We start from the raw sequence: 15,781 nt of genomic DNA on the forward strand, positions 1-15,781 counted from the left end.
CACGGGCCGAAGGTCCCGTCCGTCGCGCGCGCACCCGGGACGGACGGTCCCGCCCAGGTGGGGACCTCCGGCCCTGACCAGGGCCGGCACCGGTGCCGCACGGTGGGGATGGACCGACCGGAGAGCCGGCGACGCACGGAGGGAGCACGACCATGACGACCGGATACACCGTCTCGCAGCTGCGGGCCGCGGTCGCCGACGCGGTACGCGCGCCGTCGCTGCACAACACCCAACCGTGGCGCTTCCGGTTGCACGACGGCGGCATCGAGGTCGCCGTCGACCCGCTGCGCGGGCTGCCGGCCACCGACCCGACCGGCTGGGGGGCGCGGATCGCCTGCGGGGCGGCGCTGTTCAACCTGCGGCTGGCGCTCGCCGTGGCGGGCACCCCCGCCACGGTCCGGTTGCGGCCCCACCCGGCCGAGCCGGACGTGGTGGCCCGGCTGGTGCCCGACGTGCCGCGCCGGCCCACCCCGACCGAGAAGAGCCTGTACTCGGCGATCGCCCACCGGTTCAGCAACCGGGCGCCGTTCTGGCCCGACCCGGTGCCGGCCGAGGCGCGGTGGCGGCTCGGCGAGGCGGCCCGGGCCGAGCAGTGCTGGCTGGAGCTGGTCATCGGCGCCAGCGCCGTCAACGCGCTCGCCGAGGTCGCCCGCAGCGCGCACCGGGTGCTGGAACGCGACCCCGCGTACGTGGCCGAGCGGGTGGAGTGGATCCGCTCCGAGCCGGCACCGGACGGGGTGCCGGCGGCCGCCGGCGGGCCGCAGAGCGAACCGCAGGACCTGCTGCCGCAGCGCGGCTTCGGCGGGCGCAACCGGGCCCCCGGCCGGGACTTCGAACCGGAGCCGCTGGTCGCCGTGCTCGGTACGCCCGGCAACACCGGCACCGACCAGGTCGTCGCCGGGCAGGCGCTGCAACGGGTGCTGCTCACCGCCACCGACGCCGGGCTCGGCGTGTCGATGCTCTCCCAGCCGATCGAGGTGCCGGGGGCGCGGGAGGCGCTGCGGATGTCCCTGGGCCGGTTCGGCACCCCGCAGATGGTGATGCGGATCGGGTACGGGCAGCCGGGACGCGCCACCCCGCGCCGGCCGGTCGACGAGGTGCTGGACCTGCCGGTCGTGCCGGCCTGACCGCCGCCGCCCCGCCCGGGAGCGACAGCGGTCGATCCGGTGGTACGGTGTCGCCCGCATGGTCAGTTATCGGATCCTGGGCCCGCTCGAGCTGACCCGGGCCGGTCAGCCGGTCCCGCTGCGCAGCCCCAAGCAGCGGGCGGTGCTGGCCGTTCTGCTGGTGCACGCCGGCCGGGTCACCTCGCTCGACCTGCTGCTCGCCGCGCTGTGGGGGGACGACCCGCCGGACACCGCCGTCGGTCAGGTGCAGACGCTGATCTGGCGGCTGCGCGGCGTCCTCGGTGACGACGCCATCGCCACCCGACCCGGCGGCTACCGGCTCACCGCCGCCCCCGAAGCGCTCGACGCCGCCGTCTTCGCGACCACCGCCGCCGAGGCCGCCGAGCTGGCCGCGGCCGGCCGGCTCGACGAGGCGGCCCGCCGCTACGACGAGGCCCTCGCCGGCTGGCGCGGGCCGGTGCTGGCCGACGTGCGACTGCCCGGCGATCCGGGGGCCGCCGGCTTCCACTCCGCCGTCGCGGAGCTGACCGAGCAGCGCCGCGCGGTCGAACGGGACCGCATCGACGTCGAGTTCGACCTCGGCCGGCACGCCGAGCTGCTCCCCCGGCTGCACCGCATGGTGCGCGACGAGCCGCTGCGGGAGGAACTACGCGAGCGGCTGATGCGGGCGCTGCACCGGACCGGACGGCGGGCCGAGGCGCTGGAGGTCTACCGGCAGGGCCGGGCCGCCGGCGTCGCCGAGCTGGGCCTGGAGCCCGGCCCCTCGTTGCAGGCCCTGCACGGGCGCATCCTCGCCGGTGACCCGTTGCTCGACGCCGCCGGCGACGTGCCCGCACGGCCCGTCGCCCAGTTGCCCATGGACGCCCCCGACTTCGTCGACCGGGACGAGGTCGCCGAGGCGCTGGTGGCCCGGCTGACCGCCGACCCGGCGACCGCGCCACGGGTCGTCGCGGTGTCCGGCGTGGCCGGCGGCGGCAAGACCACCCTCGCGGTCCACGTCGGGCACCGGGTCCGGGCGTCCTTTCCCGACGGGCAGCTCTTCGTCGACCTGCGCGGCGGCGGCGAACCGCTTGACCCGGGCGCGGTGCTGGGCCGGTTCCTCCAGGCCCTCGGCGAGGAACCACGCGCCGTGCCGGCCGGGACGGACGACCGGGCGGCGCTGTTCCGGGCCCGCACCGCCGGCCGTCGGCTGCTCGTCCTGCTGGACAACGCGGCCGGCGAGAATCAGGTCCGCCCGCTGCTGCCCGCCGAACCGCGGTGCGCGGTGCTGGTCACCGCGCGGCGGCGGCTCACCGCCCTGCCCGGAGCGACCCACGTCGACCTCGGCATCTTCACCACCGAACAGGCCGTCGACCTGCTGCGACACGCCCTGGGACCGGCCCGCGTGTCCGCCGAGCACGCCGACTGCCGGCGCGTCGCCGAACGCTGCGGCCACCTGCCGCTGGCCATCCGCATCGCGGCCGCGCGGCTCGCCGCCCGCCCGCACTGGCCGGTCCGGCGACTGGCCGACCAGCTCGCCGACGAACGCGCCCGGCTGGACGTGCTGCGCACCGGCGACCTGGCGGTCCGCTCCAGCCTGGCCACCAGCTACCAGGAGCTGACCGACGCCGAACGCCGGCTGCTGCGCCTGCTCGGCGCGGTGGACCTGCCCAGGGTTCCGGCCTGGGCCGCGGCCGCCCTGCTCGACCTGCCGCTGGCCGCCGCGGAGGAACTCACCGAACGGCTGGTCGAGGCCCGGCTGGTCGACGTCGACCCGACCGGCTACCGGCTGCACGACCTGATCCGGGCGTACGCCGGGGAGCTGAGCGCCGCCGAGGATCCGGCCGAGGCCGCCCGGTCGGCGCTGGCCCGCCTGGTCGGCGGCTGGCTGACGCTGACCGACGAGGCCTACCGGCGTACCCCCGGCGGTTTCCGGCGCGGCGCGGCCGGCGCGGCCGCCCGCTGGTCGCGGTGGACGGCGGCCGACCTCGACGCGCTGCTCACCGACCCGGTGGCGTGGTTCGAGGCGGCTCGCGGCCAGCTCGCCGGCGCGGTCCGCCGGGCCGCGTCCGCCGGGCTGGACGAGGCGGCCTGGAACCTGGCGAACACGCTCGGCCGGTTCCTCGAACTGCGCGAACACCTGGACGACTGGGACGTCACCACCGGGGCGGCCCTGGCCGCGTGCGAGGCGGCCGGCAACGAGACCGGGCAGGCCTGGCTGCTCCGCGCACGCGGCGAACGCCACCTCAACCTGGACCGGCTGGACGACGCGCTCAGCTGCCTCGACGCGGCGCTGAGCCGGTTCGAGCGGCTCGACGAACGGGCCGGGCAGGCGCTGGCGTTGCGCGCCGCCGGCACCGCGCACCGGTTGCGTCACGACGATGCCGCGGCGATGACCGCCCTGGGCCGGGCCGAGGCGATCACGGTCGAGCTGGGCGACCCGACCGGGCAGGCGCAGGTCCTGTTCGGGCTCGGCGCGGCGCACCGGGTGGCCGGGCGCACCGGCGCGGCGGAGACCGCCTTCCGCTCGGCGTTGGCGCTGTTCCAGCAGCTCGGCGACCGGTTCGGCGAGGCGTACACCTCCACCAGCCTGGCCCTGGTGCTGGGCCGCGACGGCGCGGACGCGGACGCGGACCCGCTGCTGCGCCGGGCGCTGGCGCTCTGTCGGGAGCTGGGCTACCGGCGGGGTGCGGCCATCTCGCTCGGCCACCTCGGCGACCTGCACCTGCGCACCGGCGACTACGAGCGGGCGGCGACCGAGCTGAGCGAGGCGGTCGCCGGCAGCCGGGAGGTCGGCGACGGCATCGGCGAGCTGATCGCGCTGCGCCGCCTCGGCGCCGCCCACCTCGCCCTGGGTCGGCTCCCGGCCGCCCGGTCCGCGCTGCGCGGCTGCCTGGCACTCTGCCGCGAACACGGCGAGGAGCAGGAACGCGAGCGGGCGCTGCGGCTGCTCGGTGAGGCGCGGACGCGGGCCGCGAGCGAGGTGAGAGCGAGCTGAGAGGACGGGCCCGCCGGCGGGCGGCACGGTGGGGACCCCACACCACCGCCACCTGGGAGGCCCACGATGAGCGAGCACACCACCACCCCGCCGCCGGGCGGCGGGCCGGGGCTGTCCCGGCGCCGGCTCCTCGGCGGCGTCGGCGCGTCCGCCGCCGTGCTGAGCGCGGGCGGCCTGCTCGGCACCACCGCCCCCGCGTCCGCCGCCTACTACATGAAGTGGGGCGCGGTGGTCTCGCCCGGCAGCGCGACCAACAACATCGAGTTCTCCCGCAAGGTGGACCTGCTGCGCCGGATGCGCCCGCAGACCGCCCGCATCTCGATGTTCTGGAGCGACCCGAACCGCCGCCAGTTCAGCGACGGCCAGCTCGACGAGCTGCGCGGCACCGGGCTCACCGAGATGATCATCCAGTCGTCGGAGGACCCGGACCCGGCCCTGGCGCGCCGCCAGCTCGACCAACTGCTGCCGTACGTCGACGCCCACCCGAACACGCTCTTCGTCTGGGAGATCGGCAACGAACCCGACTGGCACCAGCCGGACAACCCGTGGCTGGCCCGGTGGAACCGGCTGGCGACGATCCGCGACAACAAGCCGGCCCAGGACCGGGGCAACCTGCTGTGGGCGATCAACATGCCGGCCGGCCGCTGGACCGGCGACGGCTCCGGGTTCACCTTCGGCAGCTCCGGGCGCTGGTTCGACGCGTTCGTCCGGGACACCGGCGACGGGCTCGGCGCGATGCTCACCGGGCCGTACCGGCCGGACGTCGCGACCGTGCACTGTTACAGCTCCAGCTACCTGGTGCGCGGCGCGGACGGCGGCGGCGAGCGCAACCCGTACAAGATGATCGACTATGTGCGGGGCTGGAACCAGGGCATCAGCATGAAGATCACCGAGGCGGGGATCGACGGCGCGAAGTCCGACCGCGGCTACCGCTACGTCACCTTCGGCTCGTCGGTGGCGAACGAGACGGCCGGGCAGGTCGACAGCGTCTGCTTCTACGGTCTGCCACCGGCCGAACGGCAGTACGGCATCTGGGAGGCCGAGGCCAGCCAGGTCGGCACGCACCCCTGAGCGCCGCACCGGTTGCGGCGCACGACGAGCGCGGCGGGGCCAACGGGACCTGGCCCCGCCGCGCTTCCCCCGTCATCTCACGCGGGCAGGCCGGCCAGCAGCGCCGCCTCCCGCTCCGGCGCCAGACCCACCGGGGCCCGCGCCGGCCGCCCGGCCCGCGCCGGCACCCGACCCACCTCGCGCAGCCACCGCCACGTGTCGGCCACCGTCTCGGCGACCGGCCGGCAGACCAGACCCGCCGCGTACGCCCGCTCGACGTCCCGCTCCTGCAACCAGCGGTACTCATGGCCGCGCGGGATCCAGATCGGCAGGTCGTTCCACGGCTCCACCCCGGCGGCCAGGATCGGGCCCGGCTCCACCCAGCGCAGCGTCGCCGTCGACCCGGTCGCCGCCACCGCCGCGTCGAGTAGCTCGCCGGTCGTCGTGTGCCCGCTGCGACTGACCACGTTGTACGCCCCACCGACGCCCTCGGCGCCCCGGTCCAGCAGCCAGATCGCCAGGTCGCGGACGTCGACGTACTGCACCGGGAGGTCACGCGGCCCGGGCGCCAGCACCTCGCCGCCCCGGGCGATCCGCTGCAGCCACCACGGCAACCGGCCGATCTCCTCCCCCGGCCCGAGGATCAGCCCGGCCCGCACCAGCAACGCCCGGTCGCCGAACACCTCCACCGCGGCCCGCTCCCCGCCGGCCTTGTTGCTCGCGTAGTCGCCGAAGCCCGCGTCCGGCTCCGCCGCCACGGTCGCCGCCTCCTCGCCGGTGCCCAGGCCGACCGGCGGGGCGTAGACCGAGCCACTGGAGACGTAGACGTAGTGCGGCACCGCGCCGGCCACCGCCCGTGCCGCGTCCCGCACGGCCCGTGGCGCGCCGTCCCAGGTGTCCACCACCAGGTCCCACTCGCCGCCGGCGAGGGCGGCCAACCCGCCGGGCTCGTCGCGGTCACCCCGCAACCGGTGTACGCCGACCGGCGCCTCCCCGCTCACCCCCCGGTTGAAGACGGTCACCGCCCAGCCCCGGCGTACCGCCTCCGTGACCACCGCCCCGCCGACGAAACCCGTGCCACCCAGCATCAACAGTCGCATCGCCCTACCCTGCCGCTCGAACCCCGCCCGGGGACACCCTGTTCACGGTGAGCGGATCTGCCGACGGCAGAACGGTTCCGCGCGGGTTCCGGGCAGGGCGCTCACCCCCGCGAGTCGATCACGGCCCGGGCGTCGTACTCCCGGACCGGACGGTGGTGGCCGACCGGCTCGGTTGCACTCCGAGGACCTCAGACACCCGGTCGCGGCGAACGTGGTGGCGCCCTGAGGCCCTTGTGTTCCAGTCGCCGGGCGCGCGGGGCGTGGGTGGAACGCCATGGGTGTCTGCGGGGCGTTGAGACACCCATAGCGTTCCAGTCGAGACGTTCGCGGGGCGCGGGTGGAACGTCATGGGCGTCTGCGAGGCCTTGAGGCACCCATGGCGTTCCAGTCGCAGGGCCGGTGAGGCGTGGGTGGAACGCCATGGACGTCTGCGAGGCCTTGAGACAGCCATAGCGTTCCAGTCGAGGCGTTCGCGGAGCGCGGGTGGAACGTCATGGGTCTGTGCGGGGCGTCGAGGCACCCATGGCGTTCCAGTCGTGCGCCCGACGGAGCGCGGGTGGAACGCCACGGGCCTGTGCGGGGCGAGGCACCCATGGCGTTTCAGGCGTGGGGTTCGCGGGGCGCGGGTGGAACGCTGTGGGTGTCTGCGGGGCGTTGAGACACCCACAGCGTTCCAGTCGCGGGGTTCGTGGGGCGTGAGTGGAACGCCATGGGTCTGTGCAGGGCGTTGAGGCACCCATGGCGTTCCGGTCGTGGGGCGGATTGTGGTGGGTGGAACGGGTGGGCGTCTGCGGGGTCGGGATGTGGCCTGGGGCGTTCCGGTTGTGGGGTGATGGAGCGTGCTGGGTGTCGCGTGCGGCTCGCGGGTGCCGGTGGCGTGCCGTCGGGTGTTCCGAATGGGGTGGGTGTCCGGTTCGGGGGTGGTGGGCGGCACCCTGGCGGTGGAATCGGGGCGGGGTGCGGGGCGTTGTAGATGGGTGAACGACCGAGGAAGACGAGCGCACCCCCGCGCCGCCAACCCCCGAGGCGGGCCGACCCGCATCCCCTGCGGTGACGGCCCCGGGAATGACGGTGGCCGCCCGGTCGTTACACACACTCCCGGCACCCGCGACGAGGCCCCCGGCCCCGCGGCCACGCCAGATCCTTGATCTTCTGAGCGCCTGACGGTGCCCACACACCCCCCGGTGTGTCGACCCCCGAATGGAGCCCCCTCATGAACACGATCCTGCGCAAGAGCATTCTCGGTATTGCTGGTCTGGCCTTCACCGGTGGTGTGTTCGCCGGTCCGATCGCCGCCCACGCCGACACCCCCGCCCACGCCACGGCCGGCAAGCCCGTCGCCGCCGCGAGTGTGCAGGGTGAGCAGTCGACCATCACCCTCAATGACGAGCAGACCGCCAACGTCAAGGCGATCATCGCCGCGACGAAGAAGGCCGGCCTGCCCGAGCGCGCCGCGGTCGTCTCGATCGGCACCGCCCTGCAGGAGTCGAAGCTGGAGAACCTCGGCCACCTCGGCGACAAGAACGATCACGACTCGCTGGGCCTGTTCCAGCAGCGCCCGTCGAGTGGTTGGGGCACGCCGGAGCAGATCACCGACCCTGAGTACTCGACGCTTGCGTTCCTCAAGGGGCTGAAGCAGGTCGACGGCTGGCAGGACATGCCCCTGACCAAGGCCGCCCAGACCGTGCAGGTCTCCGCTTACCCCGACGCCTACGCCCAGTGGGAGAAGCAGGCCACCGACCTCGTCAACAAGCACTGGACCAAGTAAGCACACACGCGAAGGCCGGCACCCGAGAACGGGTGCCGGCCTTTCCGCGTCAAGGGGCCAGGACGAACGTCCACGTGGTGGTGGTCGTGCTGGCCGCCGCACCGGTCGCGGCGAGGCCGCCGTAGCTGCCCGCCGGGACGCTGCTCGCCGAGTCGGCCAGCAGGGCGGTCACCCGACCACCACCGGTCTGCGAACTGTTGCTGCGGACCGTGACCCCGGCCGGCGGGGTGAGTGCGGTGGAGGCCGCGTCACCGTGCACCCAGTACGACACGGCCCAACTCTGCGCGGTCGACACCGGCGCGTACGGCGTGATCCGGGTGGCGGTGCTGGCCGGGTCGGTGGCCCTGGTGAACGTCGGCGCGCCCGGCGCGACGCCCCGGTACGCGGCCAGCACCAGGTTGCCCTTCGCCTGGCTGTCCAGCGCCACCTGCACCGCCGTACCCGCGTCGCCGGCGGTTGCGGTCTTCCACCAGGCGGTGGTGGTCGCGTAGCCGCCGTCGAGCCGGTCGAGGCGGTTCCACCCGGTCACCCCGGTCGGCTCCCCGGTGCCGGTGTGGGTGTTCTGGCTGAGCAGGAGCAGCAGCTTGTCGCCGGGTTGCACGGTCGCCGGGACGGTCACCGTGTGGCTGGTCCAGTTGGCGTTGGCGGTGGCCTGCCCGACGAAGGTGATCCGTTCCGGCACCGGCGCGACGGTGACGTCCACGGTCGCGGTGCCGGTCGCGCCGCGGTCGTCGGTGACCGTCAGCGTGACCGGATAGGTGCCGGCCGCCGCGTACGTGTGGGAGGTGGTCGGCACCGAGACGGTGCCGGCGGTGGATCCGTCGCCGAAGTCCCAGCGGTGGTCCTGGATCGCGCCGTCGGCGTCGGTGGAACCGGCGGCGGAGAACGTGCACACCAGCCCGGCGCAGGTCGGTGCCAGGTCGGCCACCGGCGCCTGGTTGGCCGGGCCGCCCGAACCCTTCAGGATCTTCACGTAGTCGATGTCGCCGGCGAAGTAGTCGCAGGTGACCTTCTTGCCGTCACACTGGCTCTTGCCGCCGGCGGAGATCTGCCAGGAGTTGGCGATGGTGCCGGTCGGCCCGTTCAGCCGGCTGGTCCGCACCCCGTCGACGTACATCTCCACATAGGCCGAAGTGCGGTTGCAGGTCACCGTGTGCCACTGCCCGTCGGAGATCGCCACGTCGGTGTAGCCGGTGCGTGAGGCGCCGTCGCCGCCGCGGAACAGGCATCGCGGCTTGCCGCTCGGCGCCTCGAACTTCCAGTAGCCGCCGGCCGCGTCGCCCTGTCCCTTCTGGAGGATGTTGCCGAACGAGTACGTGGTCCGGTAGCGGATGGTCACCGAGAAGTCGCCGGCGTCCGGGTTGAAGTCGGTGCTGTGCGGCACCAGGTCCACGTGGCCCGGCACGGCCTGCTCCTCGGTGGGCAGGTGGGTGGCGAAGCGGTGCCCGGTGGCGCCGGCGTAGAGCGCGCCGGTGACGACCTCGCCGCCGACCGTGCCGTGCCGGCCACTGCCGCTGCTGTCCCTGAGCACGGTCGACGACGCCGGCTCGTCCATGCTCCAGAACGCCACGGTCCGGGTCGCGGTGGCCTGCGCGGGGGCCGCGCCCACCGTCACCCCGGCCGCCGCGACGACCGCCGCCACACCCAACCGGGCGGCCGTCCGCCGCCATCGTCCCCGCTCGATCATCCGCACGTGACCGCCTCCCTGCGTATCGGGCCTCACCCTGACACGCGGCGGTCCACGGCTCCATAACCCGCACGGTGGATGGGTGGCCGGCTCTCGGTGCCGTGCGGTGACCGATGTGGCCGGTGCCGACACCGGCCGGTGGGAGACGCACGCCGATCGACCGGCGGTGGAGAAGTGATCTTCGGTGGGCGATACTGGGTTTGAACCAGTGACCTCTTCCGTGTCAAGGAAGCGCGCTCCCACTGCGCCAATCGCCCGGGCAGTTCGCGAGCGGACGACGGGATTCGAACCCGCGACCCTCACCTTGGCAAGGTGATGCGCTACCAGCTGCGCTACGTCCGCGTCGCCGCCGACTCGCGTCGGCGACAGGGAAACTCTACCCGATGCCAAGATCGCCCAACGACAGCCCCCCGGCGGCCGTGATTGCGCTGCTCGTTGCCGGGGTACTGACCGACGCGACAGCACAATTACCCCCTGAAGGAGGCTGTCGTGGGTATCGGTACGAGCATCTTCCTGATCGCGGTCGGCGCGATCCTCACGTTCGCGCTCAACGCCAACGTCGGCGGCGTCAACCTCGACGTCGTCGGCTGGATCCTGATGGCGGCCGGCGTGCTCGGCCTGATCATGACGACGCTGGTCTGGGGCCGGCGCCGCCAGGTGGTCACCACCACCGCCGAGCAGCCGGTGGAGTACCGCCGGGTCGAGGAGCGGCGGGACGTCGCCCCGCCGATGTGATCTCCAGCGGGGGCCGACGGAGCTGATCGGTCCCCGGGAACCGGCCCGGACGGGGACGCCACGACGGCGTCCCCGTCCGCGTACCCGGGTCAGTCCCGCATCAGGGCGTTGATCGTGCCGTAGTCGAGCGCGCCGGTCAGCGCCTCGTAGGTTCCGGCGCCGAATGCCTCCGCCGCCGCCCGGTGGGCCACCGCGTACGCCGCCTCGGCGACCGCCGACCCGAGGCTGACCCGGGCCGCCCCGAGCCGCGCCAACTCGGCCACCGGTGGCGCGCCCGGCCCGACCAGCACGTTCAGTGGCGCGGGGATCGCGGACGCCAGCGCCGCCACGGTCGCCGGGTCGACCGTCCCCGGCACGAAGACGCCGTCCGCGCCGGCGGCCAGGTACGCCTCGGCGCGCGCCACCGTCTCCGGCACTCCGCCGACGCCACGCAGGAAGGTGTCGACCCGTGCGTTGACGTACAGCGGGATGCCGGCGCGGTCGGCGGCGGCCCGGACGGCCGCCAGACGGGCGCACTGCTCGTCGACCGGGCGCAGCGGCCCGTTCCCGTCGTGCCGCGCGTCCTCGACGTTCACCCCGACCGCGCCGGCCGCGAGCACCGCGGTCACGGTCTCGGCCACGTCGTCGGGGGTGTCGCCGAACCCGGACTCGATGTCGGCGGTGACCGGGAGGCGGACCGCTCCGGCGACCACGCGGATGGCGTCGACGGCGGTGTCCCGGGCGAGCGCGTCGCCGTCGGGCGCGCCGCGGCTCCAGGCGACGCCGGCGCTGGTGGTGGCGACCGCGCGGGCGCCGGCGGCGGCCACGATCCGGGCGCTCGCCGCGTCCCACGCGTTGACCAGGATCAACGGCTCGCCGGGCACGTGCAGGCTACGGAAGTGCTGGGCTCGGGTGTGCTGTTCGTTCACCCGGTCAGTCTCGGTGTGCGCGGCCGGTCGTCGTAATGTTTCAGTCCTGGCTGAAACGAAGGGGGCGGCGTGGTCGCGATCGGCCTCTCGGCGGGTGCCGTGGCGCGCGTCCGCTTCGCGATGTCCGGCCTCTGGGAGGTCGTGGCCGGCGTCCGGGTGCTCCGCGACCCCGGCCGCCACGCGATCCACCTGCCCTGGGCCGGTCGGGTCCGGCCCCGGCTGGCCGAGGCGGGCCTGCTCGACCCGGAGGCCGGCCTGCTGTGGCAGCTGGTCCCACCGGCCCCGGGATACCTGCCGGACTTCCTCACCCCGCCGCCGGCGGGCCTGGACCCGGACCTGGCCGAGGAACTGGCCACGCTGCGCGCCACCCCGCCGGAGGCGGTCCGCGCCCAACTCGACCTGCTACCGGGGCCCCGACCGGCGGCGCTGGGCGCGCTGTACGCCGACCCGGTCACCGGACTGGCCCGACTGGCCACCGAGGTCGAGGCGTACTGGCGGTTGGCCGTCGCGCCGGACTGGCCCCGCATCCGGGCGGTGCTCGACGCCGACGTGTTCCACCGGGCCCGCCGGATGGCGGCGGACGGCGCCGCCGGCCTCCTCAACGACCTGCACGAGCGGGTCCGCTGGGAGGGCGACGCCCTGCTGGTCAGCCAGCGTCACTGCACGGCGCCGGACGTGCCCGTCGGTGGCGGGCTGGTCCTGGTGCCCTCGGTGTTCGTCTGGCCGTCGGTGCTGAGCATCTCGGCCGGTGACGTCCCCCAGCTCGCCTACCCGGCGCGGGGCGTCGGCACGATCTGGGAGACCCCGGTGGGCGCGCCGGACGCGTTGGGCGCGGTGCTGGGCCGGGGCCGGGCGCGGCTGCTGGCGGCGCTCGACGCGCCCCGGTCGACCACGGAACTGTCCCGGCGGACCGGGCTCTCCCCGGCCGGGGTCTCGCAACACCTCACCGCGCTGCGGGCCGCCGGCCTGGTGGTGACCCGCCGGCAGGGCCGATCAATGCTCAGCAGCCGGACGGCGGTGGCTGATGCGCTGGTGGTCGCCTCGACCTGATCCGGACGACGAAAAAGGCCGCGTCGTGTGATCGACACAGCCTTTTTCCGTGGTGGGCGATACTGGGTTTGAACCAGTGACCTCTTCCGTGTCAAGGAAGCGCGCTCCCACTGCGCCAATCGCCCTCGTCATGCGAGGTGGAGACGGGATTTGAACCCGTGTACACGGCTTTGCAGGCCGTTGCCTCGCCTCTCGGCCACTCCACCGAGGTTGCCCCCGACAATGCGTGGCGGCATCTCCGAGCGGACGACGGGATTCGAACCCGCGACCCTCACCTTGGCAAGGTGATGCGCTACCAGCTGCGCTACGTCCGCACGCCCCCGGCGTTTCCCGGTGACGGATGAGAACTTTAGCCGAGCCCGGATCGGTTGCCAAATCGGATCCCCGTTCGGGCGCGTCCGGCCGGAGTGGCACGCGATCACCCGCAAGCTTCCTAGGAGCCTGGGTGACAGCTCCGGCGGAGCCGTTCACAACCGCGCCCACCTGCGGATCCTGGCCGGTGAGCCGAGTGTCCGGCATCCGACTGTCCCACCTCCGACCGGCCGGTCCGGTGACTCCTCGTGGTCATTCGGATGGGTTACCGTAACGGCGTGACGAGACGTGCCGCCGAGATCCGCCTGGATGCGCTGCTGCGCACCGCCTGCGAGGTGATCGCGGAACGAGGGCTCGCCAACACCCGTACCGCCGACGTGGCGGAGGCGGCCGGGGTCAGCCAGGCGCTGGTCTTCTACCACTTCGCCACCAAGGACCGGCTGCTCGCACAGGCCTTCGCGTACGCCGTCGAGCAGGACCTGGCCCGCCTCGACGCGGTGCTCCGCTCCTCCGCCCCGCCGCTGGCCAAGCTGCGCCGGATGCTCCGCCTCTACGCGCCGACCGGCCGGTCCACCTCGTGGTCGATGTGGATCGACGGCTGGGCCGAGTCGATGCGTACCCCGGAGTTGGAGAAGCTCTCCCGCCGCCTGGACCTGCGCTGGCGGCAGGACCTGGCGTCGGTGATCGCCGACGGCGTCGCCGACGGCACGTTCGCCTGCCCGGACCCGGCCGGCGCCGCCTGGCGGATCAGCGCCGTGATGGACGGCCTGGCGGTGCAGCTGGCGGTGCACGAGCGGGTGATCACCCGGCGGCAGATCGCCGAGTGGGTCCGCCTGGTCGCGGCCCGGGAACTGAGCCTGGAGCCGAGCCAGCTCGACTGAGCCGACGGGCGACCCGGGCCCGGGCCGGCGGGTGGACGTTCGCCGCGGACAGGTCACCCCGGTAGTGGGCCAGCACCCGGTGGTCCATCAGCCGCCGCCAGAGCGGGGGCACCAGCGCGGCGACCACCATGCTGGCGTAGCCGGCCGGCAGCTGCGGCGAGGCGTCGAAGCTGCGCAGCGTCTGGTAGCGGCGCAGCGGGTTGGCGTGGTGGTCGCTGTGCCGCTGGAGCTGGAAGAGGAAGACGTTGGTGACGGTCCGGTCGCTGTTCCAGCTGTGCCGCGGGTCGACCTTCTCGTAGCGGCCGGCCGCGGTGCGCTGCCGCGCCAGGCCGTAGTGCTCCAGATAGTTGACCGCCTCCAGCAGGGAGAAGCCGACCACCGCCTGGAGGACGAGGAAGACCAGCACGCCCGGGCCGAACACCACCGCCAGCGCGGCGAAGAGCGCGACGGTCATCGCCCAGGCGTTGAGCACCTCGTTGCGCCAGGTCCACGGGCTGCGCCCGCGCAGCCGGAACCGGGCGGTCTCCAGCCGCCAGGCCGAGCGCAGGCTGCCGGCGACAGTGCGCGGCCAGAACGCCCAGAACGTCTCGCCGAGCCGCGAGCTGGCCGGATCCTCCGGGGTGGCGACGCGGGTGTGGTGGCCCCGGTTGTGCTCGACGAAGAAGTGCCCGTACCCGGTCGGCGCCAGCGCGATCTTGGACAGCCAACGCTCCGCCCGCTCCCGCTTGTGCCCCAGCTCGTGGGCGGTGTTGATGGCGATGCCGTCCACCACCCCGACGGTGGCGACCAGACCGGCGGCGGCCGGCCAGGAGAGCCGGCCGCCGGCCCAGACCGCGCAGCACAGCACCAGTGCGGCGTACTGGGCCGGCAGGTAGAGGTAGGTGAGCCAGCGGTAGTAGCCGTCGGCCTGCAACGCCGGCACCGCCTCGTCGGGCGGGTTCTCCCGGTCGTCGCCGATCCACAGGTCGATCAACGGGATGAGGCCGAAGACCACCGCCGGGGTGAGCCACCAGGCCCAGCCCGAGCCGGTGCCGTGCCAGACCGACCAGGCCAGGAACGGCAGCGCCGGCACGAGCAGGGCGAGGGGCCAGAGCGGCTTGCGGGTGTCCCGCCACGGAACGGTGTCGGTAGGCATCGTCGGACTCCGATCGGTTGCTCCTGGACCGACTGTCCCAGCCGGAGAGCGTTTTTACAAGACCGGAGTTTTTGTAAAGCGGGTGTCAGCGCCACCGCCGCCGGACGGTCCGCCGCCGCTCGAACGTCGGCGCCGACTCCTCCGCCGGCTCACCGGCGGGACGCAGCAGGCGTCGCATCCGCAGCAGCAGCCCGGCGCCGAGGAAGAGCAGCAGGCCACCGAGCAGGAAGGCGGCCTGCGCCATGCCGAAACCGCCGGTCTCGGCGACCGGCCGGCCGGCCGCGTCGGGCGGCGGCAGCTCGGCCGCCGCCGGGTCCGTCGGCTCGTCCGCCGCCGACTCCTCGACGGTCGGCTCCTCGCTGGGCGGGTCGGTCGGCTCGGCGCTCGTCGGCGTCGGCTCCGGCGTCGGCTCGGCCACCTCCCCCACCACCTGACGGGACGCGGTCCGCCGGGCCAGCAGCCGCAACTGCGGGTCGTACGCCTCGGCGGCGATGCTCACCCGACCGCGCCCGACGTCCTCGGCGAACGCCACCCGGTACTGCGCCGTCACGGTGCGACCCGGGCAGAGCACGCCCGGATCCAGTTCCCGGTCGGTCAGCCGCGCGGTGTCACCCTCGGTCCGGATCTCCAGCGGGAACGAGCCGGTCTCCTCCACCCGGTCCACCTTGACCTGGTCCAGCCGCAGGCCCTGCACCCGCAACAGCATCGACCAGCGCACCTTGACGCAGTCGTTGCCGTTGGCGCGGTCGGACCGGGACACCACCGCGGAGAGCGTCTCCACCCGGTTGCCACCGGTGAACTCGTCCGGCAGGCCGCTCAACTCCGTGGAGAAGCCGGCCGCCGCCCGCGCCGGCGCCGCCCCGCCGTACCCGGCGCCGGCCAGACAGGTCAGCACCAGCCCGATCCGTAGCGCGTGCCGCCACCCGCTCACCACGCCTCCTCACCTCGGTCGTGTCCACCCGCAACGCTAGGAGCGCGTCGCCCGCCCCGGTAGACGGGCGTGTTCGCACCCAACGTCAACATCGGGGGGTGGTTTCACCGACCGTGGTGA

The 15,781-nt window shown here is 74.3% G+C and carries 12 protein-coding genes and 5 tRNA genes; 7 read left to right on the forward strand and 10 right to left on the reverse strand.

The genetic code is table 11. From position 1 onward, the window contains the following. Positions 1–152: 152 nt before the first annotated feature. From O7598_RS20970 to O7598_RS20980, 3 genes are all read left to right on the forward strand, one after another. Entirely contained in the window at positions 153–1,127 is a 975-nt protein-coding gene (locus tag O7598_RS20970) for an Acg family FMN-binding oxidoreductase (protein WP_269693022.1), read from the forward strand. Positions 1,128–1,185: 58 nt separating this feature from the next. Further along, positions 1,186–4,104, forward strand: coding sequence for an AfsR/SARP family transcriptional regulator (locus O7598_RS20975; RefSeq protein WP_269693023.1), 2,919 nt, complete (start codon positions 1,186–1,188; stop codon positions 4,102–4,104). Between the two features lie 66 nt (positions 4,105–4,170). Next, entirely contained in the window at positions 4,171–5,175 is a 1,005-nt protein-coding gene (locus O7598_RS20980; protein WP_269693024.1) for a hypothetical protein, read from the forward strand. 77 nt (positions 5,176–5,252) lie between these two features. Here the strand turns inward: O7598_RS20980 and O7598_RS20985 are convergent, their stop codons facing one another. Then, on the reverse strand, positions 5,253–6,254 hold the full coding sequence (locus O7598_RS20985; RefSeq protein ID WP_269693025.1) for an NAD-dependent epimerase/dehydratase family protein: 1,002 nt from the start codon (positions 6,252–6,254) through the stop codon (positions 5,253–5,255). A gap of 1,213 nt (positions 6,255–7,467) precedes the next feature. On the opposite strand from O7598_RS20985, the gene O7598_RS20990 reads away from it, so the two are divergent. Continuing rightward, positions 7,468–8,022, forward strand: a complete 555-nt coding sequence (locus tag O7598_RS20990) for a hypothetical protein (protein ID WP_269693026.1) — start codon at positions 7,468–7,470, stop codon at positions 8,020–8,022. A 49-nt stretch (positions 8,023–8,071) separates the two neighbouring features. Here O7598_RS20990 and O7598_RS20995 read toward each other — a convergent pair whose 3' ends face one another. From O7598_RS20995 to O7598_RS21005, 3 genes are all read right to left on the reverse strand, one after another. Further along, complete coding sequence (locus O7598_RS20995; protein ID WP_269694929.1) at positions 8,072–9,709, reverse strand: PKD domain-containing protein; 1,638 nt, start codon at positions 9,707–9,709, stop codon at positions 8,072–8,074. Between the two features lie 185 nt (positions 9,710–9,894). Continuing rightward, positions 9,895–9,966, reverse strand: a tRNA-Val gene (locus O7598_RS21000). A gap of 12 nt (positions 9,967–9,978) precedes the next feature. Continuing rightward, positions 9,979–10,051 (reverse strand) — tRNA-Gly (locus tag O7598_RS21005). Between the two features lie 147 nt (positions 10,052–10,198). Here O7598_RS21005 and O7598_RS21010 point away from each other — a divergent pair. Beyond that, positions 10,199–10,444, forward strand: coding sequence for a DUF6458 family protein (locus O7598_RS21010; RefSeq protein WP_269693027.1), 246 nt, complete (start codon positions 10,199–10,201; stop codon positions 10,442–10,444). 89 nt (positions 10,445–10,533) lie between these two features. Here O7598_RS21010 and O7598_RS21015 read toward each other — a convergent pair whose 3' ends face one another. Further along, positions 10,534–11,352, reverse strand: coding sequence for an isocitrate lyase/PEP mutase family protein (locus tag O7598_RS21015; RefSeq protein WP_269693028.1), 819 nt, complete (start codon positions 11,350–11,352; stop codon positions 10,534–10,536). A 69-nt stretch (positions 11,353–11,421) separates the two neighbouring features. Here O7598_RS21015 and O7598_RS21020 point away from each other — a divergent pair, with 69 nt between their 5' ends. Beyond that, on the forward strand, positions 11,422–12,402 hold the full coding sequence (locus O7598_RS21020) for an ArsR/SmtB family transcription factor (protein ID WP_269693029.1): 981 nt from the start codon (positions 11,422–11,424) through the stop codon (positions 12,400–12,402). Positions 12,403–12,452: 50 nt separating this feature from the next. Here O7598_RS21020 and O7598_RS21025 read toward each other — a convergent pair. The 3 genes from O7598_RS21025 to O7598_RS21035 form a co-directional block, all read right to left on the reverse strand. Beyond that, positions 12,453–12,527: transfer RNA gene (locus tag O7598_RS21025), tRNA-Val, on the reverse strand. Between the two features lie 10 nt (positions 12,528–12,537). Then, a tRNA-Cys gene (locus O7598_RS21030) sits at positions 12,538–12,608 on the reverse strand. 35 nt (positions 12,609–12,643) lie between these two features. Further along, positions 12,644–12,716, reverse strand: a tRNA-Gly gene (locus O7598_RS21035). A 276-nt stretch (positions 12,717–12,992) separates the two neighbouring features. On the opposite strand from O7598_RS21035, the gene O7598_RS21040 reads away from it, so the two are divergent. Then, the gene (locus O7598_RS21040; RefSeq protein WP_269693030.1) at positions 12,993–13,595 is read left to right on the forward strand and encodes a TetR/AcrR family transcriptional regulator; all 603 of its coding nucleotides are present in this window, start codon (positions 12,993–12,995) and stop codon (positions 13,593–13,595) included. Here the strand turns inward: O7598_RS21040 and O7598_RS21045 are convergent. Both O7598_RS21045 and O7598_RS21050 read right to left on the reverse strand, forming a co-directional pair. Continuing rightward, positions 13,516–14,730, reverse strand: coding sequence for an alkane 1-monooxygenase (locus O7598_RS21045; RefSeq protein WP_269693031.1), 1,215 nt, complete (start codon positions 14,728–14,730; stop codon positions 13,516–13,518). The genes O7598_RS21040 and O7598_RS21045 overlap by 80 nt on opposite strands. A gap of 85 nt (positions 14,731–14,815) precedes the next feature. Continuing rightward, positions 14,816–15,661 (reverse strand): hypothetical protein, encoded by an 846-nt coding sequence (locus O7598_RS21050; protein WP_269693032.1) that lies wholly within the window; start codon positions 15,659–15,661, stop codon positions 14,816–14,818. Between the last annotated feature and the right edge of the window lie 120 nt (positions 15,662–15,781).

Source organism: Micromonospora sp. WMMC241 (assembly GCF_027460165.1).
Classification (GTDB): Bacteria; Actinomycetota; Actinomycetes; order Mycobacteriales; family Micromonosporaceae; genus Micromonospora; species Micromonospora humi.

What these genes read in the sequence shown, in the direction of transcription:
- O7598_RS20995 (WP_269694929.1), bottom strand. Translation starts at nt 9,709, where the DNA reads ATGATCGAGCGGGGACGATGGCGGCGGACGGCCGCCCGGTTGGGTGTG.
- O7598_RS20985 (WP_269693025.1), bottom strand. Translation starts at nt 6,254, where the DNA reads ATGCGACTGTTGATGCTGGGTGGCACGGGTTTCGTCGGCGGGGCGGTG.
- O7598_RS21045 (WP_269693031.1), bottom strand. Translation starts at nt 14,730, where the DNA reads ATGCCTACCGACACCGTTCCGTGGCGGGACACCCGCAAGCCGCTCTGG.
- O7598_RS20975 (WP_269693023.1), top strand. Translation starts at nt 1,186, where the DNA reads ATGGTCAGTTATCGGATCCTGGGCCCGCTCGAGCTGACCCGGGCCGGT.
- O7598_RS20980 (WP_269693024.1), top strand. Translation starts at nt 4,171, where the DNA reads ATGAGCGAGCACACCACCACCCCGCCGCCGGGCGGCGGGCCGGGGCTG.
- O7598_RS20990 (WP_269693026.1), top strand. Translation starts at nt 7,468, where the DNA reads ATGAACACGATCCTGCGCAAGAGCATTCTCGGTATTGCTGGTCTGGCC.
- O7598_RS20970 (WP_269693022.1), top strand. Translation starts at nt 153, where the DNA reads ATGACGACCGGATACACCGTCTCGCAGCTGCGGGCCGCGGTCGCCGAC.